This is a genomic window from Pseudaquabacterium rugosum, from assembly GCF_038066575.1.
In the GTDB taxonomy this organism is placed as follows: Bacteria; Pseudomonadota; Gammaproteobacteria; order Burkholderiales; family Burkholderiaceae_C; genus Pseudaquabacterium; species Pseudaquabacterium rugosum.
In genome coordinates, this window is record NZ_JBBUTF010000003.1 from 248,450 (window position 1) to 275,141 (window position 26,692).

Genomic DNA, 26,692 nt, shown 5'->3' on the forward strand with positions numbered 1-26,692 from the left:
CTTCTTCCTCTTCGATCGATCGTCAGGCTTCCAGCACCCAGGTGTCCTTGGTGCCGCCGCCCTGGCTGCTGTTGACCACCAGCGAGCCTTCCTTGAGCGCCACGCGGGTCAGGCCGCCGGGCACCATCTGCACGCTCTTGCCCGACAGCACGAAGGGCCGCAGGTCGATGTGGCGCGGCGCGATGCCCGATTCGACGTAGGTCGGACAGGTCGACAGCGCCAGCGTGGGCTGGGCGATGTAGTTGCCGGGATTGGCCAGCAAGGCCTTGCGGAAGTCCTCGATCTCGGCCTTCGTCGCGGCCGGACCGACCAGCATGCCGTAGCCGCCGGCGCCGTGCACCTCCTTGACCACCAGGTCGGGCAGGTGGTCGAGCACGTACTTCAGGTCCCCCTCCTCGCGGCACAGCCAGGTCGGCACGTTCTCGAGGATGGGCTTCTCGCCGAGGTAGAACTCGATCATCTTCGGCACGTAGGGGTAGATCGACTTGTCGTCGGCCACCCCGGTGCCGATGGCATTGCTCAGCGTGATGTTGCCCTTGCGGTAGACGTCGAGCAGGCCGGCGCAGCCCAGCGTCGAATCCTTGCGGAAGGCCAGCGGGTCGAGGAAGTCGTCGTCGACGCGGCGGTAGATGACGTCGATGCGCTTGGGGCCCTGGGTGGTGCGCATGTAGACGAAGTCGTCCTTGACGAACAGGTCCTGGCCCTCGACCAGCTCGACGCCCATCTGCTGCGCGAGGAACGCATGCTCGAAGTAGGCGCTGTTGTACATGCCGGGGGTCAGCACCACCACCGTCGGGTCGTTGACGCCGGCCGGTGCCACGTCGCGCAGCGTCTCCAGCAGCAGGTCCGGGTAGTGGGCGACCGGCGCGATGCGGTGCAGGGCGAACAGCTCCGGGAACAACCGCATCATCATCTTGCGGTTCTCGAGCATGTAGCTCACGCCCGAGGGCACGCGCAGGTTGTCCTCCAGCACGTAGTAGGTGCCTGAACCGTCGGGTTGGGCGGCCCGCACGATGTCGATGCCGGCGATGTGGCTGTAGATGCCGCCGGGCACGTCCACGCCCTGCATCTCGGGCCGGTACTGGCTGTTGTTGAGCACCTGCTCGGCCGGCACGATGCCGGCCTTCAGGATCTCCTGGCCGTGGTAGACGTCGTGCAGGAAGCGGTTGAGCGCCGTCACGCGCTGGGCCAGGCCCTGGCGCATGCGGGCGTACTCGTCGGCCGGAATGATGCGCGGGATCAGATCGAAGGGGATCAGCCGCTCGGTGCCTGAACCGTCCTCGTCCTTGGCGCCGTAGACGGCGAAGGTGATGCCCACACGGCGGAAGATCATCTCCGCCTCCTGCCGCCGGGCGGCCATCTGCTCGCCGGGTTGCTGCGCCAGCCACTGGGCGTACTCGAGGTAGTGGGCCCGCGGGTCGTCCGCGGCGCGGGTCATCTCGTCAAAGCTGGGTTTCATGGGGTGGGGGCTCCTGACGGAGGGGTCAAAGCAACAAGCGGTCCAGCTTCAGGTGCCGGCCAATGCCAGTAGCGGACAAGGTCTTTTCTGGTGCACGAGACCGCACCAGCCTGCCACCGGAATGCACCGCACCGGTCGGATCGCACCAGCATGATGCGCCGATCGGCGTAGCGCTGGCGGACATCGGGCGCCGGATGGCCGAAACGGCTGCGGTAGCCGGCCTGCACCACGCCCAGAGCGGGCGCGACGGCATCCAGGAACGCCGGGGTCGACGAGGTGCGGCTGCCGTGGTGCGGCACCAGCAGCAGCGTGCTGGCCAGCGCCGGTGCACCGTGGCGGGCCAGCAAGGCGGCCTCCTGTGCCGCCTCGATGTCGCCGGTCAGCAGCGCCTGGCGGCCGGCGGCGTCGCGCACCGCCAGCACGCAGGAGCGGGCATTGCGCAGGCCCTGGGCCGCGGCCGTCCCGGCCAGCGTCGTCGCATCCGGGTGCAGCACGCGCAGCTGCACGCCATCCCACTGCCAGTGCTGGCCATCGACACAGTCGCCGTGGGGCGTGGCGGTGACGGTGGTGGTGGCGGTGGTGGCTGTGGCCGCCGGTCGCAGCGCATGGCCCGCCGGCAGCGAGGAGGAGAGCGCACGGACCGGCCAGCCCGCCAGCAGGCTGGCCGCGCCGCCGATGTGGTCGGCATCGCCGTGGCTGAGCATCAGCAGGTCGATCGCCGGCTCGGCCCGCGCGCGCAGCAGCGGCAGCAGCACGCGCTGCCCGGCATCGGATTCGCGCGACAGGCGCGGCCCGGTGTCGTAGACCAGCAGGTGGTGCCGTGTCCGCAGCAGCACGGCCGTGCCCTGGCCGATGTCGGCGGCCAGCAGCTCGAACTGCCCCGGCGCCGGCCGCGGCACGAAAGGCCACAGCAGGGGCAGCAGCGCCAACGCGGCCGGCCAGCGCAGCCGACGGGGGGCCGGCAGCACCAGCAGGACCGCGCCCAGCAGGCCGGCCACGGCCGCCCACATCGGCGCCTGGCCGGCCGTCCAGACCGCGCCGGGCCAGGTGAGCAGCCACGCCAGCCCGTGGTGGCCGGCAACCACCAGCGCCGCCGCCACCGTCCACAACGGTGGCACCAGGATGCCCAGCAGCGCCAGCGGCGTGATCAGCAGCGTGACCAGCGGAATGGCCACCAGATTGGCCAGCCAGCCGATGACCGACAGCTGGTGGAAGCACAGCAGCGACAAGGGCGCCAGCCCCGCCGTGGCCACCCACTGGCTGCGCAGATGGGCCCGGGTCTGCGCGCCCACGAGGGCCCGCAGCCGCCGCCCGCGGGCCGCGACCTTGACGGAGACCTTGACGGCGGCCGTGTCAGCGGCCGTGTCGGCGGCCGCACCGGCCGGCGGCACCGGCGGCCGCAGGACCGGCTCGCTGGCCAGCAACAGACCGACGGCGGCGAACGACAGCCAGAAGCCGGCCTGCATCAGCGACCAGGGGTTGAGGGCCGTCACCGCCACCGCCGCACTCAGCAGCACCGCCCACCAGGGCCAGCGCGCGGCCGTGCTGCGCAGCCCGGCGGCCACCGCCAGCATCAGCACCGTGCGCTGCGCCGGCACGCCCCAGCCGGCCAGCAGCGCGTAGGCCGCCGCCACGGCCACGCCGATCCAGCGCGCGGCCAGCGGCGCCGGCACACGCAGGGCCCAGGCCGGCTGCCGTCGCCACAGCGGCAGGGCCAGCACGCTGGCCAGCCAGGCCAGCATCGTGATGTGGGTGCCGCTGATGGCGATGACGTGGGCCACGCCGGTCTGGCGGTAGAGCTCCCAGGCCGCCTGATCGACCCCGGACTGATCGCCGACGACCAGCGCCGCGAGCACGCCCGCGGCCAGCGGCGACGGCACCTGCCGCTCGATGGCCTCCCGCAGGCGCTGGCGGACCGATTCGATCACCAGCGCGGGTCGCCACGGATCGGGACCGGCCAGCCGGTGCGGCGGGTCCGCGACCTCGGTCGCACGCACGGCCCCCACCGCACCGATGTCCTGCGCGAACCAGCCCAGCTCGGCGTCGTAGAGGCCGGGGTTCTGTGCCGCGTGCGGCCGCTTCAGGCGCAGCGGCAGTTGCCAGCGCTCGCCGGCCCGCAGCGGCGCGGCCGCCAGCGCGGCGGCGGCCGGATCGGCATCGCCCTGGGACGCCTGGGACGGGTACCAGCCCAGCCACAGCCGGGGTGGCAGCGTGAGCGCACGGCCCTGCGCATCACGCGCCGATTCGACCTCGAACAGGAAACGCCAGCCATCGGCCTGGGCCTGGGGCAGCGCCACCACACGACCGACCGCCGTCACCGGCTGGCCTTCGAGCACCGCCGGCAGACGCTGCGCCAGGCGCTGCGCGGCCCGCCATTCGGTGCTGGCCCAGCCCAGCGCGGCCGCCGCCAGGGCCAGCGCGACGGCCACCAGGCGGGCACCGCCGCGACCGACCCGCCGGAGTGCCCCGCCGGCCAGCGCCACCGCGGCCACCGCAGCGACAGCCTGACGCCAGGATTCGGGAGCGAGCGCGGCCTGCTGCATCTGCACCGCCAGACCGGCCAGCCAGCCCAGCGCGGCACAGGCCAGCCAGAGGCCGGCCGCCGCGCCGCCGTCGACCGGTCCCGACGCCGCGGCGCAGCGCCCGTCGCCCTCGCGTCGACCACCGGCGCCCGCCATCGCCGCCGCCCCCCCCGCCGCCATCACCACCGCGATCGCCGGGCCATGGCCCGCACCCGGCTCCTGATCCGGCCCGGCCGATCGACTGCTGAGGCTGCGGAGGCCCGACATCGGTGCAGTTTAGGGGCCGGGCACGGGCCGCGACGCCCCGATGCATGGCGGTCGACGGCATCCCCCTAGCCTTCGGTGTCCGGCGCCGCGCAGGCCGCACGCCCATGACCCAGCGCAGAGAACTGACGGCCGACATCAGGGCTGTTCTGGATGACAAGTCCGCCACTGCGGCGCACGCTGACGCTCGACGGTCGTGCGGCCCTTTCCGCCGCCGTCCACACCATGGGCCGCCCCTGCCGATCGATGCCCCGTGATCCGCATCCTGCCCGTCAGGCGATGACCTGGGGAGGGCGCCTCGCAGCCACGGTGCCCGGGGTACCCGACGCGCCGCCTCAGGGCTGAGCGCCGCGGAGGTCCGCAGGTCCGCTGGTCCACCCGCCGGAACCCTCAGGATGGCTGTCCATGTCGCCCCTCGACACCACCCCCGTACCCGTACCTGTACCCACCAGACAAGGCCCCGACGTCGACCTGATCGCCCCCCACGCGGCCGGGTGGTCGATCGACGAGGGCACCGCCCCATGAGCCACGACGGTCCCCCGCCGCACGGTGCGGCCCCGCCACCGGCCGCTCTGCACGGCCTGCACGGCCTGCACGGCCTGGCCGCCGGCGACGCCGGACGCCCCGAGCGCGCCGACTGGACCGTGCCCCAGCACTGGCAGGACTACACCGCGGCCGAGCACGCGACCTGGGCGCACCTGTGGCAGCGCCAGCACGCAGGGCTGCAGGGCCGGGCCTGCAGCGCCTGGCTGCGGGCCCTCGACGCGCTGCCGATCGACGACCGGGCCATCCCCGACTTCGACCGCCTGAACGCCGTGCTGCAGCCCCGCTGCGGCTGGCAGGTGGTGGCCGTGCCCGGCCTGGTGCCCGATGCGGTGTTCTTCGGCCATCTGGCTGCGCGGCGCTTTCCGGTCGGGCGCTTCATCCGCGACGCGCAGCACCTGGACTACCTGCAGGAACCCGACGTCTTCCACGACCTCTACGGCCATGTGCCGCTGCTGCTGGATCCGCAGATCGGCGACTTCATCCAGGCCTACGGCCAGGGCGGGCTGCGGGCGCAGGCGCTCGGCATGCTGCCTCTGCTGGCCCGCGTCTACTGGTACACGGTGGAGTTCGGCCTGCTGCGCGAGGCGGGCGGCCTGCGCATCTGGGGCGCCGGCATCCTGTCGTCGGCCACCGAAAGCCGCTATTGCCTGGACGACGCGACCCCGCAGCGCCTGGCCTTCGACCTGCTGCGCGTGATGCGCACGCGCCACCGCATCGATGACCTGCAGGCCTGCTACTTCGTGCTCGACGACCTGGGCCAGTTGATGGCACTGGCCGAGCAGGACTTCGAGCCGCTGTACCGCGCCGCCCACGCACTGCCCACGATCGAGCCCGACCAGCACCTGGCCGAAGACCGCCGGCTGACGCGCGAGGGCCGGCCGATGGACGGCGACACGGGGCCGGCCGGCAGGGCCCCGGCGGACGGCGCGGATCCAGCGCCCGCCCCGGCGCTCAGTCCTGCGACCCGTCGTCCAGACCGAAGGCCCGCTCGAAGGCGCTGACGAAGCGCGCAGAGGCGCTGAAGGTCAGCGCCAGCACCTGCCAGCCACCGGCCTCGACGCCCTGGTGCAGATGGTGGTCCCAGTCGGCGCCGTCCTCGACCGCGCCCTCGCTGGCGGCGAAGCGCTGGCGCGCCCAGGCGATCACGCGCTCGGCCTCGGCACGCATGCCGGCCACCGCCTCGGGGTCGCGGCTGGAGGCCTCGGCATCGAGCGTGCTCACGCCGTCATCCCCGTCGCTGAGGGTGAAGGACAGCCAGCGCAGCGGCGTGCGGGCGGCGCTCATCGCGCGAGCGGCGCGGCGGCCGGGCACGGGTTGGCGGGAGGGCCGATCGGCCGCAGCCGGGCTGCGCGGGTGAGGGGCATGGTCATGGTCATGGACAGGAAGGCAGGACGGTGCTGGACGGGGGAGGCACCCGGCGGGCGGCGGGCGACGGGCAGTGGGCGACGCGGGGCCCACCGGGGGCCGCGGCGGCCTCGCGATTGTCGTGTGTGCGCGGCATCGATCCTGCTATCCAGGCCGTGTCCATGCCCTGATGCCCGCTCTCCGCGCACCATGCCGCACCCCGCCCTCGCCGCCCTGCCCCACCAGCTGCCCGACCTCGACTGGATCACCGAGCCCTCGCGCGTGGCCCGGCTGTCCCAGGACCACCACTGGTTCAGCCCGGTGCTGCGGCGCGAGCTGGCCGGGCGCCAGGCCGACAGCGTGGTACGCCCGCGCACCGAGGACGAGATCCGCCGCGTGGTGGCCGCCTGCGCGCGGGCCGGCGCGCCGCTCACCCTGCGCGGCAGCGGCAGCAACTGCCGCGGCCACAGCGTGCCGCTGCACGGCGGCCTGCTGATGGACCTGAGCGGCTATGCCAGCCTGTGCTGGGTGCACGGCGGCACCGTGCGGGCCCAGGCCGGCATGCGGCTGTGCGACCTCGACCGCGCGCTGGTGCCGCACGGCCAGGAGCTGCGCTGCCTGCCCTCCAGCTACCGCAGCGCCACCGTCGGCGGGCTGTTCGCCGGCGGCAGCTGGGGCGCCGGGGCCATCACCTGGGGCCCGCCGGACGCCGAGGGCAATGTGCTGGGCCTGCGGCTGATGACGGTCGAGCCCGAGCCGCGCGTCATCGAGCTGCGGGCGCCCGAGGCGCTGGCGCTCTACCACGGCTGCGGCACCAACGGCATCGTGCTGGAGCTGGAGCTGGCCCTGGCACCGGCCCAGCCCTGGGTCGAACAGGTGGTGTGCTTTCCGACGCTGGAGGCCGCGTTGCACTGCGGCGGTGCACTGGCCCACAGCCCGGGCATCGCCAAGAAGGAGATCTGCCTGCTCGGATCCGCGCTGGTGCCCTGCCTGCCGCACCTGGCCGAGCTGGTGCCGGCCGGCCACAGTGCCCTGCTGCTGCTGGTCGACGAGGCCGGCGAGCCGGGGCTGCGCCAGCTGGTCGAGCGCCACGGCGGGCACTGCACGCTGCGCCAGGACGCCCACGCGGTGCGCCGCGGCCGCCCATCGCTGCTGGAATCGACCTGGGGACACACCACGCTGCACGCGCTCAAGGCCGACCGCGCGCTGACCCATCTGCAGACCGTACACGACCCCTCGTGCTACCCGCAGCAGGTGCTGGCGCTGCAGCAGGCCCTGGGCGACGAACTGATGCCGCACCTGGAGTTCGTGCGCACCGCCGAGGGCCGGATCAGCTGCCGCGGCCTGCCGCTGCTGCGCTTCCGTGACGAGGCCCGGCTGCGGCAGATCGAGGACCTGCACCGCGCGCACGGCGTGCAGGTGATCGAGGCCCATGCCTGCAGCATCGGCGACGGGTTCAGCCCCGCCGCGCTGGCCACGCTACGGGCGACCCAGGCCCGCCACGATCCGCTGGGCCTGCTCAACCCGGGCAAGCTGCGCACGCGGGCGGACGGCGGTCCGGGGGGGCGCGGCGGCCTGGGCGGCCTGGGCGGCCTGGGCGGCCTGGGCGGCCCGGGCGGGACACCGGCGGCACGGGCGGCGGCGGCACCAGCCGCACAGACCGCGCCAGCCGCACAGCCCGCACCAGCCGCGCCGCCGCACGAGGGCGCGGCCCTGCACCGTGCGGCCTGATCCTGCGTCGCTGCCGAGCAGGCGGGCGGGCCCGCTGCTGTAGCATCGTCGGCTTGCCCGGGAGCGGGTGGCCCCTGCGGCCGGCCCCGCCCCCGTCCCACCGTCTTCCTCTGCCCTTCCGCCGACGATGTCCGTCTACGATCAACTCGCCCAGCTGGGCATCACGCTGCCGCCGGTGGCCGTTCCCGCCGCCGCCTACGTGCCCTTCGTGCGCACCGGCAACCTGGTCTTCCTGTCCGGCCACATCGCCAAGAAGGACGGCAAGCCCTGGGTCGGCCAGCTGGGGGCCGACGTCGACACCGCCACCGGTGCGCAGGCCGCCCGCGCGGTCGCCATCGACCTGCTGGGCACGCTGCACGCGGCCGTCGGCGACCTGAACAAGGTCAGCCGCATCGTCAAGGTGATGAGCCTGGTCAACTCGACCAGCGGCTTCACCGAGCAGCACCTGGTCACCAACGGCTGCTCGGACCTGATCGGCCAGGTCTTCGGCCCGGCCGTCGGCGCCCATGCCCGCAGCGCCTTCGGTGTCGCGCAGATCCCGCTCGGGGCCTGCGTGGAGATCGAACTGATCGCCGAAGTGCGCGACTGACCGTGGGGCCGCGCCGCCTGTTCTCCGGGCTCGATGAGCACGCCCCGGCCAGCCCCTGGGTGCGGCTGCGCCTGCCGCTGGTGGCCGCCGTCTCGCTGGCGGCCGTGGGCGCGGCGCTGCTGACCCAGCACGTGGGTGGCATGCTGCCCTGCCCCTGGTGCGTGCTGCAGCGCCTGATCTTCCTGGCCATCGCCGCGGCCGCGCTGCTGGGCTCGGCCGGGTCGGCCCCGGCCGTCCGGCGCACGGGTGCCGGCCTGGCGCTGCTGCTGTCGGCCTGCGGCGTGGCCACCGCGCTGTGGCAGCACGTCGTCGCCAACGAATCGCAGTCCTGCGCGATGTCGCTGGCCGACCGCATCGTCGGCAGCCTGGGGCTGGACGCCCGCTGGCCCGAGGTCTTCGCCGCCTACGCGTCCTGCGCCGAGGCCAAGGCCTGGCTGCTGGGCGTGCCCTACGAGTTCTACAGCCTGGCGCTGTTCGTCGGCCTCGGTGCCGCCGTCTGGCCGGTGCTGCGCGACGGGCGCTGAGCCCACCCGGCCGCGGTATCGATCGCGATACAGGCCGCTGTACAGGCCGCGATACCGGCCACCGTGTCGGCCGCGGCTGGCGGCATCGGTGGCGGTCGAGGGCCGATCCCGGCCCTCCGCCCCCCGCTGCCCCGGCCGGCTCAGCGCGGCACCAGCCGTGCGCCGAAGGCCAGCACGGCCATCGCCACCACCACCACCCACAGCGCGCCGGTCAGCGACACGCCCTCGGCGATGAAGCCCACCAGCGGCGGCCCGGCGACGAAGCCGACATAGCCGAGCGCCGAGACGGTGGCGATGCCGCGCGCCGCCGGCACACCCGGCACCTGGCTGGCGGCCATGAAGATCACCGGCACCATGTTGGCCAGGCCCGCCCCGGCGACGACGAAGCAGGCCAGCGCGATCCAGGGCTCGCGCACGATCAGCGCCAGCGCCATCGCCGCCGCCCCGGTCAGCGCGCTGACGGCCAGCAGACGGTGGGCCGGAATGCGGGCCCGCAGCGCGTCACCGGCGAAGCGGAAGGCCGCCATCGCCGCGGCGAAGGCCGAATAGCCGAGGGCCGACCAGGCCTGCGGCTGGCCCAGATCCTGGTGCAGCCACAGCACCGACCAGTCGTACATCGCGCCCTCGGCCAGATAGCCCGAGATGCCGAGCGCACCCAGCAGCAGCAGCAGGGTCGAGCGCGGCGGTGTGGCCGCGGTGCGCACCGCACCACCGTCGTCCGCCCCCCGACCGCTGCCGCCGGCGGCATGGGCATCGGCCGCCGCCTCGTCGGCCGCGCCGTGGGCGTCCATCGGCAGCATGCGCGTGGCCCCGGCCACCAGTGCGACCAGCGCCAGTCCGGCCACCAGCATCAGCTGCGTGGCCGGCGCCACCGCATGGCGCAGCATCCAGCCGGCCAGCGCGGCGCCGCCCATGCCGCCCAGGCTCCACATGCCGTGGAAGCCGCTCATCACCTTGCGCCCGCCGATGCGCTCCAGCAGCGAGCCCTCGGCATTGATCGCGACATCGACCAGCGCCATCGCGCCGCCCATGGCCACCATCAGCAGCATCAGCGCCACCAGGCCGGCTGGCAGCAGGGCCGAACCGAGCGCCGCGCAGCCGACGACCGCGCCGGCCATCACCACCCGCGCCGCGCCCAGCGTCTGCACCATGGTCGCCGCCCGGCTCAGGCACAGCACCGAGCCGACGGCCGCGCTCAGCAGCGCCAGCGACAGCTCGCCGGCGCTCAGCCCGTAGTGCGCCTTGACGCTGGGCACATGCGCGCCCCAGGCACCGGCCATCAGGCCGAGGGCGGCGAACTGCAGGCGGGTGGCCTGGCGGGCCGCGGCCTGGGCCGCCGGCGTGACCACCGCGCCCTGGCACCGGTCCGCGGCGGGATCGCCGGCCGTGGCCGCCCGGGGCAAGAAATCAGAGGATTGGCTCATGCCGACACTGTAGCAATGTCGGCACAAATAGGCAATTACACGCAGAAGTCGGAATAAACTTGCATCCAAGCCGGCAGGCTGTGCACAATTCATCCACCCTCGGAGCCACCCCATCGACCCGCCCATGACATCACTGCACGAGCCCTCCCCAGGCCAGATCCTGCTGTCCCGCGAAGACATCGCCGCGGGCGTCGCCCACGTGGCCCGCAGCCTGGACGCGCACTGCACCGCGGCCGTGGTGATCACCGTCGTGCCCGGCGGCATGCTGTTCGCGGCCGATCTGGTGCGGCAGCTGCGCATGGATCTGGCGCTGGACTGGATCTCCTGTCCCCACACCCCCGGCTGTCGCACGAATGACGCTGACATCCACTACCGGCAGACCGTGCCGATCCACGGCCGGGACGTGATCGTCGTCGATGACGCGATCGAATCCGGCGCGACCATGGCCCGCATCCTGGCGCATCTGCAGACCCACGGCCCGCGTTCGCTGGCCGTGGCCACGCTGCTGGTCAAGCCGGGCCGCATCGCCCTGCCCGTGCCGCAGTTCCATGGCTTCGCACTCGACAGCGATGCCCCGATCGTCGGCTACGGCCTGCCCTGGCAGGACCGCTGGCGACAGCTGCCCTTCGTCGCACGCCTGGACCGCGCGCCCGACCAGACCGCCCCCACCGGACAGCCATGACCGACACCGCCACCGGACTCGATCCCGCCGCCGAGCCTCCCCGCTACGCCGCCGAGCGCCAGCAGGAGATCGCCGAGGCGCTGCAGAACGCCGGCCGGGTCCAGGTCAACGCGCTGGCCCTGCGCTACGGGGTGTCCGAGGACACGATCCGGCGCGACCTGCGCGCCCTGGCCGCCCGCGGCCTGGTGCAGAAGACGCACGGCGGGGCCGTCGCGCTGAACACGTCGCTGCTGCCGGCGCGCCAGCGTGCGGATCTGCTGCCCGCCGCCAAGCAGGCGATCGCCGATGCCGCCGCCGCCTGGGTGCAGCCCCACCAGACGCTGTTCATCGACGCCGGCAGCACCACGCTGGCCCTGGCCCGCGCGCTGCGCGAGGCCGGAAGCGCCTGCCGCCCGCTGACCGTGGTGACCCATGCGCTGGACGTGATGCTGGCGCTGGCCGACGACCCGCAGATCCGCCTGGTGCTGGCCGGCGGGCTGTGGCTGCCGACGCAGCGCATCTTCGGCGGCCCGCAGGCCGCGCAGGCGGTGGCGGCCTGGCGCGCCGACATCGCCTTTCTCGGCGCCTGCGCGCTGCACCCGCGCACCGGCCTGACCGCCACCGAGCCCGACGAGGCCCCGGTCAAGCGGGCGATGGTCGACGGCGCGGCCCTGCGCGTGGTGCTGGGCGACCACAGCAAGCTCGACCAGATCGCGCCCTGCGCGGTGGCCGCACTCGACGAGGTCGACCGCGTGATCAGCGACCGCGCGGTCGACTGGCTGGCCGGACGGCAGCAGATCGTCCGTGCGGCGGCGCAGGCGGCGCAGGCGGCGGAGGCGACCGACGCGGCAGACCCGGTCGGCAGCGCAGGCGCCGCGGCCCCGCCCGGTCTGCAGGGGGGCTGAGCCCGATCAAGCCCCGCGGGCCTGCCGTCAGGCAGCATGGCGCGATGTCCGATACACCTGCCGTCCGCGCCGCCACCACTCCTCTGCCAGCCCCCCAGGCCGCCCCCCTGCACGCCGGTCCCGCGGCCAGCTTCGCAGCGGATCTCGCCGAGGGCGGTGCCACCGGGCCCGCTCTCGCTTGCGCGGCAGGCCCTTCGACGGGGGACTCGACGGGCCCGGCGGCCGCCCCGGCCGCAGGCGACCCGCTCGACGACGACGTGCTGATCGTCGGCGCCGGCCCGGCCGGGCTGGCGCTGGCCTGCGCGCTGGCCGATCTGGGCTTGCGCGTGTGCGTGCTGGAGCAGCAGCCGCTGGCGGCGATCGCCCACCCGGCCGACGATGGCCGCGAGATCGCGTTGACCCACCGCGCGCGCGGCGTGATGAGCCGCCTGGGCCTGTGGTCGGCACTGCCGGCCGACCTGATCTCGCCATTGCGCGAGGCCCGGGTGCTCGACGGCCTGCAGGCCGAGCGTGGCCTGGCCGCCGCCCTGCGCTTCGGCCCCGAGCATGCCCGCCGCACGCCGGCCCACACCCGCACCGATGCCGATGCCCGGACTGGCCAGGCCCGCCAGACCGACGACGACGTGCTGGGCTGGCTGGTGCCCAACCATGCGATCCGGGCCGCGGCCTGGCAGGCCGCGAGCCACCGCGCCGGCATCCGCATCGAGGCCGAGGCCCGCGTGCTGGCGCTGCAACTGCCGGCCGCGGCAGGCGCCGCAGCGGCGGCGGGGCCGTTCCCACGGCCGGCACCTTCGCCGGCCCCGGACCCCGCTCTGGCGACGCTCACGCTGGCCGATGGGCGCGTGCTGCGCGCCGCGCTGGTGGTGGCCGCCGACAGCCGCCTGTCGACGGTACGGCGCATGGCCGGCATCGGCGCGGCGATGCACGACTTCGGCCGCAGCGTGATCGTCGCGCCGGTGGCCCACGCGCGCGACCATGGCGGCATCGCCTGGGAATGCTTCCGCTATGGCAACACCCTGGCGCTGCTGCCGCTGACGCAGCAGCGCAGCTCGGCCGTGGTGACCCTGCCCACGCACGCGGTGGCCGACTGGATGGCGCTGGACGACACCGCGTTCTCCGCGCGCATCGCCCAGCAGTGCGGCGGCCGGCTGGGCGCGATGGCCCCGGCCGGGCCGCGCCACGGCTATCCGCTGGTGGCCGTCTATGCCCACCGCTTCGTCGCACCGCGCTTCGCGCTGGTCGGCGACGCGGCCGTGGGCATGCACCCGGTGACGGCCCATGGCTACAACTTCGGCCTCTACGGCATCGAGGTGCTGGCCACGCAACTGCAGCAGGCGCTGCAGGCCACGGCGCGGGTGGCGGCGGTCCGGGACGCTGGCGCGCCAGCGACCGGGCATGGCGGACGCCTGGCGCAGGTACCGGCCGCGGCACTGCAGGCCGCCCTCGCGCACTACCAGCGCGAGCACCGCCAGCGCACGCTGCCGGTGTTCGCCGGCACGCAGGCCGTGGTCGGCCTCTACACCGATGAACGGGGGCCGGCCCGGCTGCTGCGCCGGGCGGTGCTGGGCATCGCGGAGCACCTGCCGCCCGTCAACCGCCTGATCAAGCAGGCGGTCACCCGGCAGCTGACGGGGTCCGCGACGGCGTGAGATCCGGGTTCGGGCTCGGGCCCGGTGCCGCCACGCGCTGCCCAGCGTGGCAGGACGGGCGCGGTCCGCAGGCGGATGCCGCAGGCGCCCGGAGCGGCCTCAGCCCGTCCGCAGCCCGCCGAAGGCCAGCATCAGCACCAGCAGCGTGACGCCCGGTGTCAGCATGGCCGTCAGGCCGCTGCCCAATGGATGCAGCAGACCCTGGCCGGCCTCGGGCATGCGCCGGCCGATCAGCACCCGGCAGCCCTGGGGGCCATAACGCTCGGTGTGCAAGGCATCGCGCGCCACCTCGCACCAGTCACCGACCTGCAGCAGGCGGGTGTGGCCGCCCTGGGTGAATTCCAGCGTGCCGCGCAGCACGTACAGGCGCGAGTCCCAGGCATGGCGGTGCTCGTCGAGCAGGGTGTCAGAAGCCAGTTCACGTTCGAACTGCTCGGTGTATCCGTCGTCCAGAAGACACTGTCGAAAGGTGGCGGCATCCATGGGCTGCAGTGTACCCCCCATGTTTGAAGGGTGTGACCGAACGTTGCAGAACGTCGCCATCGACCCCATATGCCGCCAGCCGTGCGACTTCAGACCGCCAGGAAGCGGCCCTCCGCCGCCCCACAGTCGCCCCTCCGTCGCCCGTCAGCTGGCCGCGACCACCCGCAGCGGCTTCGGGAAGCCGTCGAGCTTCTGGCCGCGGCGCGCCCGCTTGCCGAGGTAGGCGGCCAGAGCACCGGTCTTCAGCGTCTCGTCCTTGGCCTTGCCGCCGCGGCCCAGGCCATCGACGCGCAGCGCGTCGGTGAAGGTGGCCACGGCCACCAGCGGGCAGCTCTCGTCGACGTCCATCAGGGTCAGGCCCTTGCCGCCGTTGGGCTGCAGCTTGAGCTCGTCCAGGCTGTAGACCAGCAGCCGGCCGTCGAAGGCCAGGCAGGCGACCTGGCGGTGCGCGGCCGCCACCACCGACGGCGGCAGCAGCCGGTCGGCATCGCCCAGCGTCAGGAAGGCCTTGCCGGCCTTGTTGCGGCCGTGCATGTCGCCGGCCTTGGCCAGCAGGCCGAAGCCGCCGGTGTTGGCCAGCAGCAGCGTGGTGTCGGCCGCGCCGGTCCAGTAGTGGGCGGGTTGGGTGCCGGGCGCCAGGTCGATCAGGCTGGTGACCGGCACACCGTCGCCACGGCCGCCGGGCAGGCCGGCCACGGCCACGCTGTAGACGCGGCCGTCACCACCGGCCGGCGAGCCGAAGACCAGCAGCGTGTCGACGCTGCGGCAGGCGAAGGTGCCGTAGAGGCTGTCGCCGGTCTTGAACTGCAGCGTGGCCGCGTCGACGTCGTGGCCCTTCATCGTGCGCACCCAGCCCTTGGCGCTGACGATGACGGTCACCGGCTCGTCGACCACCTTGATCTCGGCCACCGCCCGCTTCTCGGCCTGGATCAGCGTGCGGCGCTCGTCGCCATGGGCCTTGACATCGGCCTCGATCTCCTTGATCAGCAGGCGCTTGAGCGCGGCCGGACTGCCCAGGATCTCCTGCAGCCTGTCGCGATCGATGCGCAGCGCGGCGAGCTCCTGCTCGATCTTGATCGCCTCCAGACGGGCGAGCTGGCGCAGCCGGATCTCGAGGATGTCCTCGGCCTGGCGGTCCGACAGGTTGAAGCGGGCGATCAGCGCGGCCTTGGGCTCGTCGCTCTCGCGGATGATGCGGATCACCTCGTCGATGTTCAGCAGCACCAGCTGGCGGCCTTCCAGCACGTGGATGCGGTCCTCGACCTTGTCCAGGCGGTGGCGGCTGCGCCGCGCGACGGTGGCCTGGCGGAAGTCGATCCACTCGACCAGCATCTGGCGCAGGCTCTTGGGCGTGGGCCGGCCGTCGCGCCCGACCATGGTCAGGTTGACCGAGGCGCTGGTCTCCAGGCTGGTGTGGGCGAGCAGCGCGGTGATCAGCTCCTGCTGCTCGACGGTGCGGCTCTTGGGCTCGAACACCAGCCGCACCGCGGCCTCCTTGCCCGACTCGTCGCGCACCGCGTCGAGCACGGCCAGCAGGCTGGCCTTGAGCTGGGCCTGCTCCTGGGTCAGCGTCTTCTTGCCGGCCTTGACCTTGGGATTGGTCAGCTCCTCGATCTCTTCGAGCACCTTCTGGCTGCTGGTGCCCGGCGGCAGCTCGGTGACCACCAGCTGCCACTGGCCGCGGGCCAGGTCCTCGATCTTCCAGCGCGCGCGCACCTTCAGCGAGCCGCGGCCCGTGCGGTAGGCCTCGCGGATGTCGGTCGGGCTGGAGATGATCTGGCCACCGCCGGGGAAGTCGGGGCCGGGGATCAGCGTGTGCAGCGTGTCGTCGTCGAGCTGCTCGTCCTTGATCAGCGCGACGGCGGCGGCGGCGACCTCGCGCAGGTTGTGCGACGGGATCTCGGTGGCCATGCCCACCGCGATGCCCGAGGCGCCGTTGAGCAGCACGAAGGGCAGGCGCGCGGGCAGCAGCGAGGGCTCCTCGAAGCTGCCGTCGTAGTTGGGCACGAAGTCGACCGTGCCCTCGTCGATCTCGTCGAGCAGCAGGCGGGCGATCGGCGTCAGCCGCGCCTCGGTGTAGCGCATGGCGGCCGCGCCATCGCCGTCGCGGCTGCCGAAGTTGCCCTGGCCGTCGATCAGCGGATAGCGCAGGCTGAAGTCCTGCGCCATGCGCACCAGCGCGTCGTAGGCGGCCTGGTCGCCGTGCGGGTGGAAGCGGCCCAGCACGTCGCCGACCACGCGCGCGCTCTTGACCGGCTTCGGGCCGCTGGTGCCCTGGTTGGCCCAGCCCAGGCCCATGCGCTGCATCGCGTAGAGGATGCGGCGCTGCACCGGCTTGGCGCCGTCGCAGACATCGGGCAGCGCACGGCCCTTGACCACCGACAACGCGTACTCGAGGTAGGCGCGCTCGGCATAGTGGGCCAGCGAGATGGCGTCACCGGCCTCGGGGCCGGACGGGCTCGGGGGAGTCGAGAAGAGATCGGTCTGGACGGTCATGGACGGACGGGTTGCGGGAGCCGTTGGGCCGGTGCGCGCGGGCCGGCGCGGCCACGGACCCAGGGCGTGATTGTGGCGGCTGGCGCGCACACCCCCTGCGCACCGGGGGGTGCGGGCGCGGTGGCGGGCGGACGGACACGGGGCATGGACGGCGCGTGGACGGGGTACGGCAGGCGCATGGACAGGGCGCGGCTCAGGCGAACCAGCCCTGCAGGCACCAGTGCGGCTCGGCCCGGGCGGCCGGCCGCTGCAGGAAGATCCAGGCCAGAGCACCGTCGCCGTCGCGGGCGATGAAGTAGTCGCGCAGCGTGGGCTCGGGCGCATCCCACCAGCCGGTCTCCAGCCGGTCGGGACCGGCCAGCAGCTCCAGCGGCCGACCCTGCCACAGCGGCCCCTGCGGCCCCTCACCCAGGCGCAGCGGCTGCGGCAGCAGCCACAAGGGCTGGGCCGACAGACGCCGGGCCGCCGACGGTTGCGGCCGCCCGGTGGCATCGCAGGTCGGCCGGGTGCCCCGCGCCGCGGCAGGTGCGGCAGGTGCGGCAGGTGCGGCAGGCGTGGCAGACCCGGCGGACCCGGCCGGCACAGCCATCGACACGCCGGCACGGAGCGGGCCCGCCAGCCGGTCCGGATCCGCCGCTGGCCAGTGGTTGGCGCGCTCGGGCCGCCGGTCGGCGACGGCACGCAGCGCCTGCACCTGCTGCGGTCCCAGACGGGCCTGCAGACGCTCGACCAGCGCGGCCAGACCCGCACGGCGGGCCTCCGGGCGCTGCCAGTGCCCGGCGCCGGCCAGACCCTCGAACAGCTCGGCCCCGTCGTCCTCGCGCGGCAGCAGCGTGTCGCAGACCAGGCTCAGGCCCTGGACCGGGGCGGGCAGCTCCAGCCGGGCCAGCCGCTCGTCGAGCAGCCGGCCCAGGTGCTGCGGATCGGCGTGCCGCGGCCGTGCCGGCGCCAGCACCAGCTCGGTCCGGGTGGTGGCGTCATCGTCGGCCTGCTGGCGGCGCTCGTGGTGCAGACGCAGCCGGCAGCGGCCGATGCAGCCCTGGCGCGCGCGGGCCCAGGCACCGAGCTGGGCCAGCAGGTGGCGGGCCGGTGGCAGCAGCGCGGCCGTGTCGTCGGCCCGCCAGTCGAGGGTCAGCCGTGCCTCGAAGCGCTCGGGCAGCCGCAACCAGTGCCAGGCACCGGGCTGACGGCCCCGGGCCTGATCGACCCGGGCCAGCAACAGCGGCCCCAGGCGGCGTGCCAGCCCGTCGCGCGGCAACCCATCGAGATCGCGCAGCACGCGCAGGCCGAGCGCCGCGGCGGCCTCGTCCTGCGGCGGCGTCAGCCCCAGCAGTGCCAGCGGAACCCGGTCGAGCCAGGGCTGCAGGGCGGCCAGACTGCACAGCTGGGGCAGCACCGGCAGCTGCACCGCACGCCCGGCCTGCAAGGCGACCGGTGGCGCCGTCGCGGCCAGCAGCGCCGCCCCCAGCTCGGTGGGTGCGCAGGCGAGCCGCACCTCGCCCAACCCGAGATCACGCAGCCCGGTGCACAGCCGTGACAACAGGGCCGGCAAGCCTCCGAACAGGCGCAGGCAGGTCGAGACCTCGAGCCGCACGCCGACGAGGGCCGGACCGGCGGCCGGCTGCACGGGGGCCTGGGCCTCGGGCGCGCCACCGTGCCCACCGTGCCCACCGTGCCCACCGTGCCCACCGTGTCCACCGTGTCCACCGTACCCACCGTGCCCACCGGCGGCGACCTGCGCCGGCACCGGGGCCGCGAGCGGGGAGGCGGCCACGGCGGCCACCGCCGCCACGGCCCGGCCCGCCGGCCGCGGCGGTGGCTCAAGCCGGCCAGGCCCGGGCTCCCGCAGCGCACCGTCGTCCCCGTCCTCGACGGCATCGTCCGGCGCGGCGTCGGTGCGCGCACCGGCCGGCGTGGCCCAGCACACCGAGGGGCTGAAGGTCAGCGCCACATGGGCCACCGCGCGCAACAGACGCAGATCGCGCTGTGCGCAGGCCTGGCCCAGCCGCAGCCCCGGCACCAGCGCCTGTGCGGTGGCACGCCGCTGACCGACCTGCACCCCGGCCGCGGCCGCCGCGGCATCGACCTGCACGATGCGGTGGGCGTGCAGCAGCGCACAGGGCCGGTCATCGGGCAGGGCCGCCCGGGTCGCCCGCCAGGCCTCCAGCGACAGCCGGGGCAGGTGAAGCGCGATCCACAGCATCACGGACCTCGCGTGCCACGCAGGGCGGCGGCGGGCGGCTCCCCCCGGCCCGACGCGGCCGGACGCTGCCCGGCCAGGGGCCGGCCACCACCGGCGGCGGCCTGCGCCAACGCGTGGCGGGCCTGGGCCCGGGCCAGGCGCGCGGCCTCCAGCACCGGCGGCAGCACGAGCCGCAGGGGCTGCGCCAGTGCCGGACCGTGCCGCTTGAGCACCCGCACGGACAGACCGTCGATGCCCTGCGGCCGCAGCCACAGGCGCAGCGGCGCCACGCTCGGCTGCAGGCGCGCGGCCTCGTCGCGGAACAGGAAGACGGGGCCGTCGTGGGACTGCGCGGCCAGTTGCAGCCGGCGCAGGGCCTCGGCACGCAGCCCGTGGGCGGGCAACCAGGCCAGCGCGGCCCCCAGATGGCCACTGCGCAAGGCCTGCTCCAGCGCCCACAGCACGTCGGTCTGCGGCAACAGCGGCGGCCGGCCTCCGGGCAGAGGGGGCCGATGAGGCCGATGGGGCGGGTGCGGTAGGCGCGATGGCTGTGGCAGGCCCCGCACGGCCGACCGGGAGGTCGGGCGCGACATGGCCGCACCCGAACCAGCACCAACACCCGTACCCGCATCCGACCATGGCGCCAGGTCCCCGCCCGGCCCCTGCCCTGGACGGCCGGACAGCGGCCCCGCGCACCAGCCCTGCCCGCCACCGACGATCAGCCAGTGCACCGGATCCAGTCCTTGCTGCAGCAGGGCCCAGGCCGACAACAGGGCCGGAGGATCGAACAGCATCACGCAGCGCGGCTCACCGCTGACGCGACAGGCCAGTGCGGACGGCGCCAGCACCGGAGCCAGCAGGCGCAGCTCGCCGATGCCCGGGCGCGGCAGCAGCAGCTCGGTCAGCACGCCATGCGGCCAGCCGCCGCCGGGCAGCTGGGCATCGAGCTGGACATGGCCACTGGCGCTGCAGCGCGGGCTGCCCCGCCCGAGCTGGCTGGCCCGCCAGAGGGCCGGGTGGCAGAGCTCGGGTGCGGCCGAAGGCCCGGGCGGGGCCTGCGGCAGCGGATCGGCGCCCGCATCCGCTGCCGCAGGCCGAGGGCCGGGCCGGCGGAGGTCATCGGCCGCGGCCGGCGCCCCTGTTCCAGGGCGCGGCACGGGCGGATCAGCGACGACGAAGGGCAGTGAAAGGCTCACCTGGATACTGTATGCGCATACAGTATTCGCAAGCAAGTCAGGTGTGCGCGCCAGGCGCTGTCAGCGTGCCTCGACCGGACCGTGCCGGGCCCCGGGCCCGGCCGCCCGGCCGTCACCGCGGCTCAGGCCCCCAGGTAGCGCCCCGGCCGGTGGTTCAGCGCGAGGAAGGCGCCGATGATGACCGCGCCGGCCACCGACTGCAGCACTTTCTCGGGCGCCAGCGTGACCAGCGCGGCGATGACGACGGCCACGTCCACACCCATCTGCACATGGCCGGCGCGGATGCCGCGCGTCTGCTGCAGCCACTGCGCCAGGATGTTGACGCCGCCCACGCTGGCATGGTGGCGCAGCAGCGCCAGCAGGCCGAAGCCGATCAGGAAGCCGCCGAGCACCGAGGCCACCCAGGGGTTGAGCAGGTCGAAGCGCAGCACGCCCGGGGCCAGCGCCGTCCACAGCGAGACCAGCGCCACCGCGACGAAGCTCTTGAGCGTGAAGGCCGCCCCCAGCCCGCGCCAGGCCAGCCAGTAGAACGGCAGGTTCAGCGCGAAGAAGCAGGCCGACAGCGGCCAGCCCGTCGCGTACCAGAGCAGGAAGGCCACGCCGGCGACGCCGCCGGTCAGCAGCCCGGCATGGGCGAACATGGCCAGCCCGAGCGCCACGAACAGCGAGCCGGCGAGCAGGGCGTGAAGGTCGTCGAACCAGCTGTGGCGCAAGGGAACTTGAGTCGGGACGTGGGTGGTGGCCATCTCGGCATCCGGTCGGCAGCCCGGGGTGCGGGCGGGTCCGCCGCGGCGGCACGGCCACCGGGATCACCGGCCGCCGCACCCCCGGTCGGCACCGACGGTTCAGGTCGGGCCCACGGCGGAAGGATCTCAGATCCAGGAGAGTAGCAAACCGCGGGCCCGCCGTCGCGCCGGACCGGCCGGCGACCCCCGCGACCCCCGCGAACCCTGCGACGGGGCCGTTCAGGCCACCGGCACCGCGGTGCGGCCGGCGGCGACCGGGTCGTGGGATGCGCCACGGTCGGTGCCGTGGGGCTCGATGACGGTCGGGGGATCGTCACGGTCTGTCGGCGGACCGTCCTCCTCGACCGGGCCGGGCGGCGGAACACCGTCCGCGCCCTGGCTCCGCACCACGCGCGCCAGCACCTCGACGCAGCGGCCGTCGATCTGGCCGGTGTCGGCCTGGATGCGCAGCTTCTGCAGGGCCTGTGCCGGCGACAGCGCCGGGCGGTGAGGTCGCGGCGAGACCAGGGCATCGTAGAGATCGGCCACGCCCAGCAGCCGGGCGTCGAGCGGCAGCTGCCGCGCCGACAGGCCGCAGGGGTAGCCCGTGCCGTCCAGCCGCTCGTGGTGGTCGCCGCACAGCCGGGCCAGCGGCTCGAAGCCGGGAATGCGCGACAGCAGCCGGCGGGTGTGGCGCACATGCTGACGCACCCGTCCCAGCTCCGGCGGGGCCAGCGGGCCGGGCCGCTCCAGCAACAGCGAGGACACGCCCAGCTTGCCCAGATCGTGCAGGGCCGCGGCCCGGCGCAGGCTCTGGCGCCGCTGTCGCGGCAGGCCCAGGCGCAGCGCCATCGCGTCGCACAGCACGCTCACGCGCTCGCTGTGGCCGCGCAGACCGGGGCTCTTGGCATCGGCGACCAGACCGAAGGTGGCGGCGATGTCGTCCAGGTGCGCGTCGTCGGGCAGCGGCTGGCCGCGCCAGGCCGGATGGGCCAGCAGCAGCTCATCGAGCTGTGGATCGAGCAGCGCCTCCCAGAACACGGGCTCGCGGCCGAGCAACAGCAGCATCTGCACCAGATGCGGGTCGAACCAGCGCCCCGACTGGCGCCGCGCCAGCTGCAGCGCAGCGCCCGGCCCACCGGTGGCGAAGGCCCGCTCGGTCTGCTGGGCCAGCAGCGCGATGCGCGCTCCCAGCGCGATCGCCTCTGCGGGCAGGCCCTGAGGGCCGCCCCGGCCGTCCCAGTGCTCGTCCAGCGCCCCGATGGCGTGCGCCACGCCCTCCGACAGGGACAGCTGGCGCGCCAGCTCGGCGCCCTGGCGGCTGCGCAGGCGCTGCAGCTCGGGCAGCGCGCGGCCGCCATGGCGTGCGCAATGCCAGAGCCGGCGGGCGCCCTGCCACAGCGCCTCGGTCGACGGCACCGCCGGCCCCGACCCCGGCGCGGCCCCGATGCCGGCCACCGGCCCGGGAGCGGCGGATGTGGCGGATGTGGCGAATGCAGCGGATGCGGCAGGCCCGCGCCCGAGCGGGCCGGCCGGGCCGCCGGTCGCCGTGGCGCCGGCCGGATGCGGCCCCCGGGCGCCCCCCTGAGCGCCCCCCCGAGCGACCACCTGTGCAGCCCCCCGGGCGAGCAGCGCGAGCGTCCCGGCCCAGCCGGCCGGACGGCGCAGCTGCAGCCGGGGCTTGAGCACCCGGTCATCGACGCCGGACAGGGCGCTCAGGCCGACGGCGATGCAGCTGCCGCCCAGGTCCTTGAGCAGCACGGTCTCGCACAACTGGCGCAGCGCGGTGGGCTCCAGCCCCAGCGACTGACCGATGTGCAGCGCGATCCAGGCACTGCGCAGCGCATGGCCCTCGGGCTGGCCCTCGGCCAGATCCAGCGCCCGGCTGAAGCCGATCCACAGGGCGCCGAGCGTGGGAACGGGACGCCGATCGGCGTCCGGCGCCGCGCCCCCCTGCCCCACCCCATCCGCCGCACCGCAGGCCGGCGGATCGATCGACGCGCCATCGGGCACGGCCAGCGCGGCCTCGCGGATGACCGCCGCCCAGGCGTCGTCCTCGCGGCCGCACTCGGGCCAGACCTCGGCACCGGGCCGCGGGGCGTCCCGGAGGACATCCGGCGCGCAGGCGACCGTCGACGCTCCACCGCGGACCGCCGACAGCGTGAAGGCATCCGTGAAGGCATCCGGGACAGCGCCCTCGACAGCGGGGTCCGCCACACGGGCCGGACGGAAAAGCAGACGATCCATGCCTGTCGCTATCGGCCGCGGCCGGCGCCGGCTTGACCGCAGGAACCCGCCCGGCCCGCGCCACGGCCGCGCCCGGCGTGACAGGCTTGCCGGGCCCCAGGTGCGGCGGCCGCCCCGACGCGCCGCCGGACCGGCGGCGCGCGGTGACCCCGCAGGGTGCGGGCGCCGCCGGCGGGCGTCAGGCGTAGACCGCGGTCGCGGCCTTCAGACGCTTGAGCACCGTCTGCTTGAGCGCGGCCGGCGAGACCACCTGCACCTGCTCGCCGTGGCGCAGGATGTCCATCACCAGCTCGGTCTCGTCGGTGTAGGGCAGGCTCAGCTCCCAGCCACCGTCGGGCAGCTCCCGGCCCTGTTGCTGCGGATGCCATTCCTCGCGGCTGATCCAGGGCGCGGCCTGGGCCGAGAAGCGCAGCACCGCCTGGCGCGTGGTGGCGCCGGCATAGATGCCGTAGCCGGCGTCCATCTCGGCCTCGACCTGCTTCATCGCCACGTCCTTGGCCCGCGTGGTCAGCACGCTGGCCTGCTGCACCGCATCCAGCGCGAAGCGCAGCAGGCGGTCACGGCTGTGGCACCAGGCGTCCATGTACCAGGTGTTGCGGTAGTGGACCAGGCGCTGCGGCGAGACCTCGCGCTCGCTGACGTCGTTGCCGCGGGTGCGCGTCAGGTAGCGGATGTGCAGGCGGCGGCGGCGCGTCAGCGCCTCGCCGGCGCGCTGGAAGCATTCGCTGGGCACCGGCCGGCGCAGCGCGCCGACGATCTTCACGCGCTTCATCAGCTGGCGCGCGTCGCTCTGGCCACCGGGGCCGAGCAGCTCCTCGATGCGGCTGAGCAGCGGCTGCAGATGGCGGCCGATCAGGCCCTCGTCATCGAGGCTGGACAGCAGCTGCTGGGCCATCAGCAGCGCGTGCAGCTCACGCTCGCTGAACCACAGGCCCGGCAGTTCGTGGCGGCGTTCGGAGGCGGAGCCATCGTTGGCCGCCACCGGCACACCGGCATCGGCGAAACGGTAGCCGTTCAGATAGCGGTCGTACTCGATCGGGGCGCCGAGCTGGTCGCGCAGGTACTCGAGGTCGCGTTTGAGGGTGGCGGGCGAGACCTCGAGGGTGTCGATCAACTGAGCGAAGCTGACGTGGCCGCGCTGGCGGATCAGCGCTTCGATCTTGTAGAGGCGGGCGGTCTTGGACATCGGCTGGTAGGTTCTTGGTGCCCGCTCGCGGACCTTGCGGCCGAGATGAGCGTGCTTTATCGCGCCAGTGTGCCACCACCCTCGGTCATCCGCAGGTCCGCCAGGGCTCTTCCGCCCCCCCCGGACAAGCGTCCGGCAGACGAGCGCCCAGCGTGCACACTCTGTAACAGGACATAAAGAGACATACCCCTAGATGCAAACATGGGGGATCGGACACCCCGCGGAACACTGTGAAAAAAATCAGTTCACCACCCTGTGTGGCTCATCTTTTGAGCGAGTGGGCCGCCACACTGACCCCCATGCCGGAATGTTCCGGCCGCGCCGGTCCCGAAGGAGCTCGAACATGCGTCAGGTCACCTTGGCTTTCGATGACACGCCGCTGCCCGCCCTCGCCCCGTCACCGGCCGGGAGGCCGGCGCCCGGTGCCGCAGCGCCGGCAGGCGCCGCCACGGCGGCCGACGCGATCGGCCGGCGCATCGGCTGGGACCATGCCCACCACCGCCTGACCCCGCCGCTGGCCCATCTGCATGCCGACAGCCCGGTGCACGCCGGCTGGCGGGCCGGCCGCGCGGTCTACGGCACCCGCACGCTGGCCCACGGTCCGGCCCTGCGGCACTGGCTGGCGCTGCGGCTGCAGGCCTGGCAAGGCGGCGAGGTCTTCGAGGAGCTGCAGGTCACGCCGCTGCTGCTGTCGCGGCTGGCCGCCACCGACCACTGCCCGGTGACCCGCAGGCCCGTGCACTGGACGACGCCCGCCGGAGCGCACGACCGGGCCGACGGCCCGCTGGCGGGCCACGAGACCGCGGCCGCGGCCGAAGCCACCCACCCCGCCGAGATCACGCGGCTGAACCCGCAGGCCGCCTGGGCGCTCGGCCATCTGGTGCTGATCGAGCGCCAGGCGCTGCAGGCCCGGCAGGCGCTCGGCGACGCGCGTCTGATCGCGCGGCTGCTGCAGGATCCCGCCTGCGGCGGTACCGGCAGCAGCGACAGCGGCACCGGCGCCAGCAGCGGCGGCACCGGCGACACGCCCTGGCCGCAGGCCCTGCCCGCCGAGGCCTGGCTGCGCCTGGGCGTGCTGGTGAGCTTCGCCACCCCCTTGCCCCATGCCCGGGCCGCGCGCATCCCCTTGCGCGTGCTGCCCGGCCATGGCGTGCGGGTGATCAACCCGGTACAGGCGCTGCAGCTGATGCTGACGCTGCAGTTCTGCGCCAGCGGCTATGCCCGGCGGCTGCTGGACCTGGCCGCGCTGATGCCCTGCACACAGACCCGCCAGGCCTTCCAGATCTTCATGCACACGCTGCTGGCGCGGCGGCTGCAGGCCGGGCCACGGGCCGAGGGCCGGGCGCTGCGCCAGGCGCTGGAAGACAGCTGGGCCGATCCGCTGGTGCTGCGCCGCTGGCAGCGCCTGGCGCTGCGCCTGGGCGCGGCCGACTGCGAGCGGCTGCTGCAGCGCGCGACCCAGCGGGGGCTGGTCGTCGGTGGCGGATGCTGGATCAGCGGCGAACAGGCGACCGATGGCTGGGGACTGCCGGCGCGCAGCGCCGCGCTCGTGCACACCGGCGGCGAAGGCGACGCTGCGCGGGTGGATGCAGGGGCCGGAGCCGGCGCGGGCGCAAACGCCGGTGCCAACGCCAACGCCGGTGCCGGTGCCGGTGCCATCACGCTGCTGCCAGCCAGCGGGATGCAGGCCCGCCTGCGCCGCGGCAGCCCCTGGCCACATCCGACACAGCCGGCGCAGCCCCTGCATCCGTCGGCCCTGCCGGCCGGGCCCGCGCCCGCGCCACAGACCCCGTTTCCCGCGGCGTTCCAGGCCGCGTTTCAGGGCGTGCCCAGCGGCGCGGCGTACTTCAGGGCCGGCAGGCTGCGCAACCTCGGCTCGCAGAAGCTGGCCAGCTGAGCCGGGCTCAGGCTGCGCAGCTCGCCCCAGTAGTGGCAGGCCGGCCCGATCTGGGCCGCCAGCTGCGCCAGCACCACCGATCCCGGATCGACCTGGTAGACCACGTTCGGCCCGCGCCACAGGGCCACGGCCGGCAACTGGTACTCGCCGGAGGCGGCCATGGCCACCGCCACCGCCTGCAGCATCGCCTGCAGGTCGAGCTCGCGGAACCAGCTGTCGGTGGGCACCGGCCGTGTCGCCTCGGGCCCCCGGTTGCCCAGGCAGAGCAGGCCGCTGCGACGACCTTCGCCGATGCGCAGCAGCAGCTCGGGCCGCGCCTGCAGCGCGCCGGCATGACAGACGGACCGCTCGCCGGGCAGCCCCAGGGGCTGCACCGGCCAGTCGGCCAGACAGGGCAGCAGCTGGACCAGGCGTTCGAGCTGGGCCGGGGCCAGGGGCTGGCCCGTGCGCTCCCGCTGGGCCTGCGCCCAGGCGAGCTGCGCCGGCAGGCGCCGTGGGTCGAAGAACCAGGCCCGCACGCGCAGGCCCAGCCATTCGACCTCGTCATGCCAGCGCAGCTCGCCAGGCCCCGGCGGCTCGGGCCAGGGCGTGGGTGGACGACGGGTGACGGTGCCGGGCACGGCATCGGCCGGTCCCGGTCGCATCGACGGGCTCATCCGGCG

At 74.6% G+C, this 26,692-nt stretch carries 20 protein-coding genes; 8 read left to right on the plus strand and 12 right to left on the minus strand.

What is annotated here, in order from left to right:
- Positions 1-22 precede the first annotated feature (22 nt).
- Both AACH11_RS03710 and AACH11_RS03715 read right to left on the minus strand, forming a co-directional pair.
- Positions 23-1,459: a circularly permuted type 2 ATP-grasp protein gene (locus tag AACH11_RS03710; protein WP_341372849.1), complete on the minus strand. Its 1,437-nt coding sequence runs from the start codon at positions 1,457-1,459 to the stop codon at positions 23-25.
- Positions 1,456-4,248, minus strand: coding sequence for a DNA internalization-related competence protein ComEC/Rec2 (locus AACH11_RS03715; protein WP_341372850.1), 2,793 nt, complete (start codon positions 4,246-4,248; stop codon positions 1,456-1,458). Before AACH11_RS03715 ends, AACH11_RS03710 begins: the two co-directional genes overlap by 4 nt.
- A 518-nt stretch (positions 4,249-4,766) precedes the next feature.
- On the opposite strand from AACH11_RS03715, the gene phhA reads away from it, so the two are divergent.
- Positions 4,767-5,792, plus strand: a complete 1,026-nt coding sequence (gene phhA, locus AACH11_RS03720; protein WP_341372851.1) for a phenylalanine 4-monooxygenase — start codon at positions 4,767-4,769, stop codon at positions 5,790-5,792.
- Here the strand turns inward: phhA and AACH11_RS03725 are convergent.
- Complete coding sequence (locus AACH11_RS03725) at positions 5,743-6,075, minus strand: hypothetical protein (protein ID WP_341372852.1); 333 nt, start codon at positions 6,073-6,075, stop codon at positions 5,743-5,745. The genes phhA and AACH11_RS03725 overlap by 50 nt on opposite strands.
- A gap of 270 nt (positions 6,076-6,345) precedes the next feature.
- Between AACH11_RS03725 and AACH11_RS03730 the strand changes: the two genes are divergently transcribed.
- The 3 genes from AACH11_RS03730 to AACH11_RS03740 all read left to right on the plus strand — a co-directional run bounded on the left by AACH11_RS03730 (position 6,346) and on the right by AACH11_RS03740 (position 8,979).
- Positions 6,346-7,866, plus strand: coding sequence for an FAD-binding oxidoreductase (locus AACH11_RS03730; protein ID WP_341372853.1), 1,521 nt, complete (start codon positions 6,346-6,348; stop codon positions 7,864-7,866).
- Between the two features lie 127 nt (positions 7,867-7,993).
- A complete protein-coding gene (locus tag AACH11_RS03735; protein ID WP_341372854.1) occupies positions 7,994-8,455 on the plus strand; it encodes a RidA family protein in 462 nt (153 codons plus the stop codon).
- Positions 8,456-8,457: 2 nt separating this feature from the next.
- Complete coding sequence (locus AACH11_RS03740; RefSeq protein WP_341372855.1) at positions 8,458-8,979, plus strand: disulfide bond formation protein B; 522 nt, start codon at positions 8,458-8,460, stop codon at positions 8,977-8,979.
- Between the two features lie 140 nt (positions 8,980-9,119).
- On the opposite strand, the gene AACH11_RS03745 is transcribed toward AACH11_RS03740, so the two are convergent.
- Complete coding sequence (locus tag AACH11_RS03745; RefSeq protein ID WP_341372856.1) at positions 9,120-10,403, minus strand: MFS transporter; 1,284 nt, start codon at positions 10,401-10,403, stop codon at positions 9,120-9,122.
- 124 nt (positions 10,404-10,527) lie between these two features.
- Here AACH11_RS03745 and AACH11_RS03750 point away from each other — a divergent pair, with 124 nt between their 5' ends.
- From AACH11_RS03750 to AACH11_RS03760, 3 genes are all read left to right on the plus strand, one after another.
- Positions 10,528-11,085: a phosphoribosyltransferase gene (locus AACH11_RS03750; protein ID WP_341372857.1), complete on the plus strand. Its 558-nt coding sequence runs from the start codon at positions 10,528-10,530 to the stop codon at positions 11,083-11,085.
- Entirely contained in the window at positions 11,082-11,969 is an 888-nt protein-coding gene (locus AACH11_RS03755) for a DeoR/GlpR family DNA-binding transcription regulator (RefSeq protein ID WP_341372858.1), read from the plus strand. The genes AACH11_RS03750 and AACH11_RS03755 overlap by 4 nt, the downstream gene beginning before the upstream one ends.
- Positions 11,970-12,226: 257 nt before the next feature.
- Positions 12,227-13,618: an FAD-dependent monooxygenase gene (locus AACH11_RS03760; protein WP_341372859.1), complete on the plus strand. Its 1,392-nt coding sequence runs from the start codon at positions 12,227-12,229 to the stop codon at positions 13,616-13,618.
- A 99-nt stretch (positions 13,619-13,717) separates the two neighbouring features.
- Here AACH11_RS03760 and AACH11_RS03765 read toward each other — a convergent pair whose 3' ends face one another.
- From AACH11_RS03765 to AACH11_RS03795, 7 genes are all read right to left on the minus strand, one after another.
- Positions 13,718-14,101, minus strand: coding sequence for a cupin domain-containing protein (locus AACH11_RS03765; RefSeq protein WP_341372860.1), 384 nt, complete (start codon positions 14,099-14,101; stop codon positions 13,718-13,720).
- A gap of 144 nt (positions 14,102-14,245) precedes the next feature.
- Positions 14,246-16,597: a DNA topoisomerase IV subunit A gene (gene parC, locus AACH11_RS03770; protein ID WP_341372861.1), complete on the minus strand. Its 2,352-nt coding sequence runs from the start codon at positions 16,595-16,597 to the stop codon at positions 14,246-14,248.
- A gap of 193 nt (positions 16,598-16,790) precedes the next feature.
- Positions 16,791-18,800: a DNA polymerase Y family protein gene (locus tag AACH11_RS03775; protein ID WP_341372862.1), complete on the minus strand. Its 2,010-nt coding sequence runs from the start codon at positions 18,798-18,800 to the stop codon at positions 16,791-16,793.
- Positions 18,800-19,975 carry a hypothetical protein gene (locus AACH11_RS03780; RefSeq protein ID WP_423228686.1) on the minus strand — a complete coding sequence of 392 codons (1,176 nt, stop codon included), beginning with the start codon at positions 19,973-19,975 and terminating at the stop codon, positions 18,800-18,802. Before AACH11_RS03780 ends, AACH11_RS03775 begins: the two co-directional genes overlap by 1 nt.
- 122 nt (positions 19,976-20,097) lie before the next feature.
- Complete coding sequence (locus tag AACH11_RS03785) at positions 20,098-20,721, minus strand: YitT family protein (RefSeq protein ID WP_341372863.1); 624 nt, start codon at positions 20,719-20,721, stop codon at positions 20,098-20,100.
- Positions 20,722-20,940: 219 nt separating this feature from the next.
- Complete coding sequence (locus tag AACH11_RS03790; protein WP_341372864.1) at positions 20,941-22,947, minus strand: HD-GYP domain-containing protein; 2,007 nt, start codon at positions 22,945-22,947, stop codon at positions 20,941-20,943.
- Positions 22,948-23,125: 178 nt separating this feature from the next.
- Positions 23,126-24,133 (minus strand): helix-turn-helix transcriptional regulator, encoded by a 1,008-nt coding sequence (locus tag AACH11_RS03795; protein WP_341372865.1) that lies wholly within the window; start codon positions 24,131-24,133, stop codon positions 23,126-23,128.
- Between the two features lie 343 nt (positions 24,134-24,476).
- Here AACH11_RS03795 and AACH11_RS03800 point away from each other — a divergent pair, with 343 nt between their 5' ends.
- Entirely contained in the window at positions 24,477-26,030 is a 1,554-nt protein-coding gene (locus tag AACH11_RS03800) for a hypothetical protein (protein ID WP_341372866.1), read from the plus strand.
- On the opposite strand, the gene AACH11_RS03805 is transcribed toward AACH11_RS03800, so the two are convergent.
- Positions 25,952-26,686: a hypothetical protein gene (locus tag AACH11_RS03805; protein WP_341372867.1), complete on the minus strand. Its 735-nt coding sequence runs from the start codon at positions 26,684-26,686 to the stop codon at positions 25,952-25,954. The two genes, AACH11_RS03800 and AACH11_RS03805, sit on opposite strands and share 79 nt — an antisense overlap.
- Between the last annotated feature and the right edge of the window lie 6 nt (positions 26,687-26,692).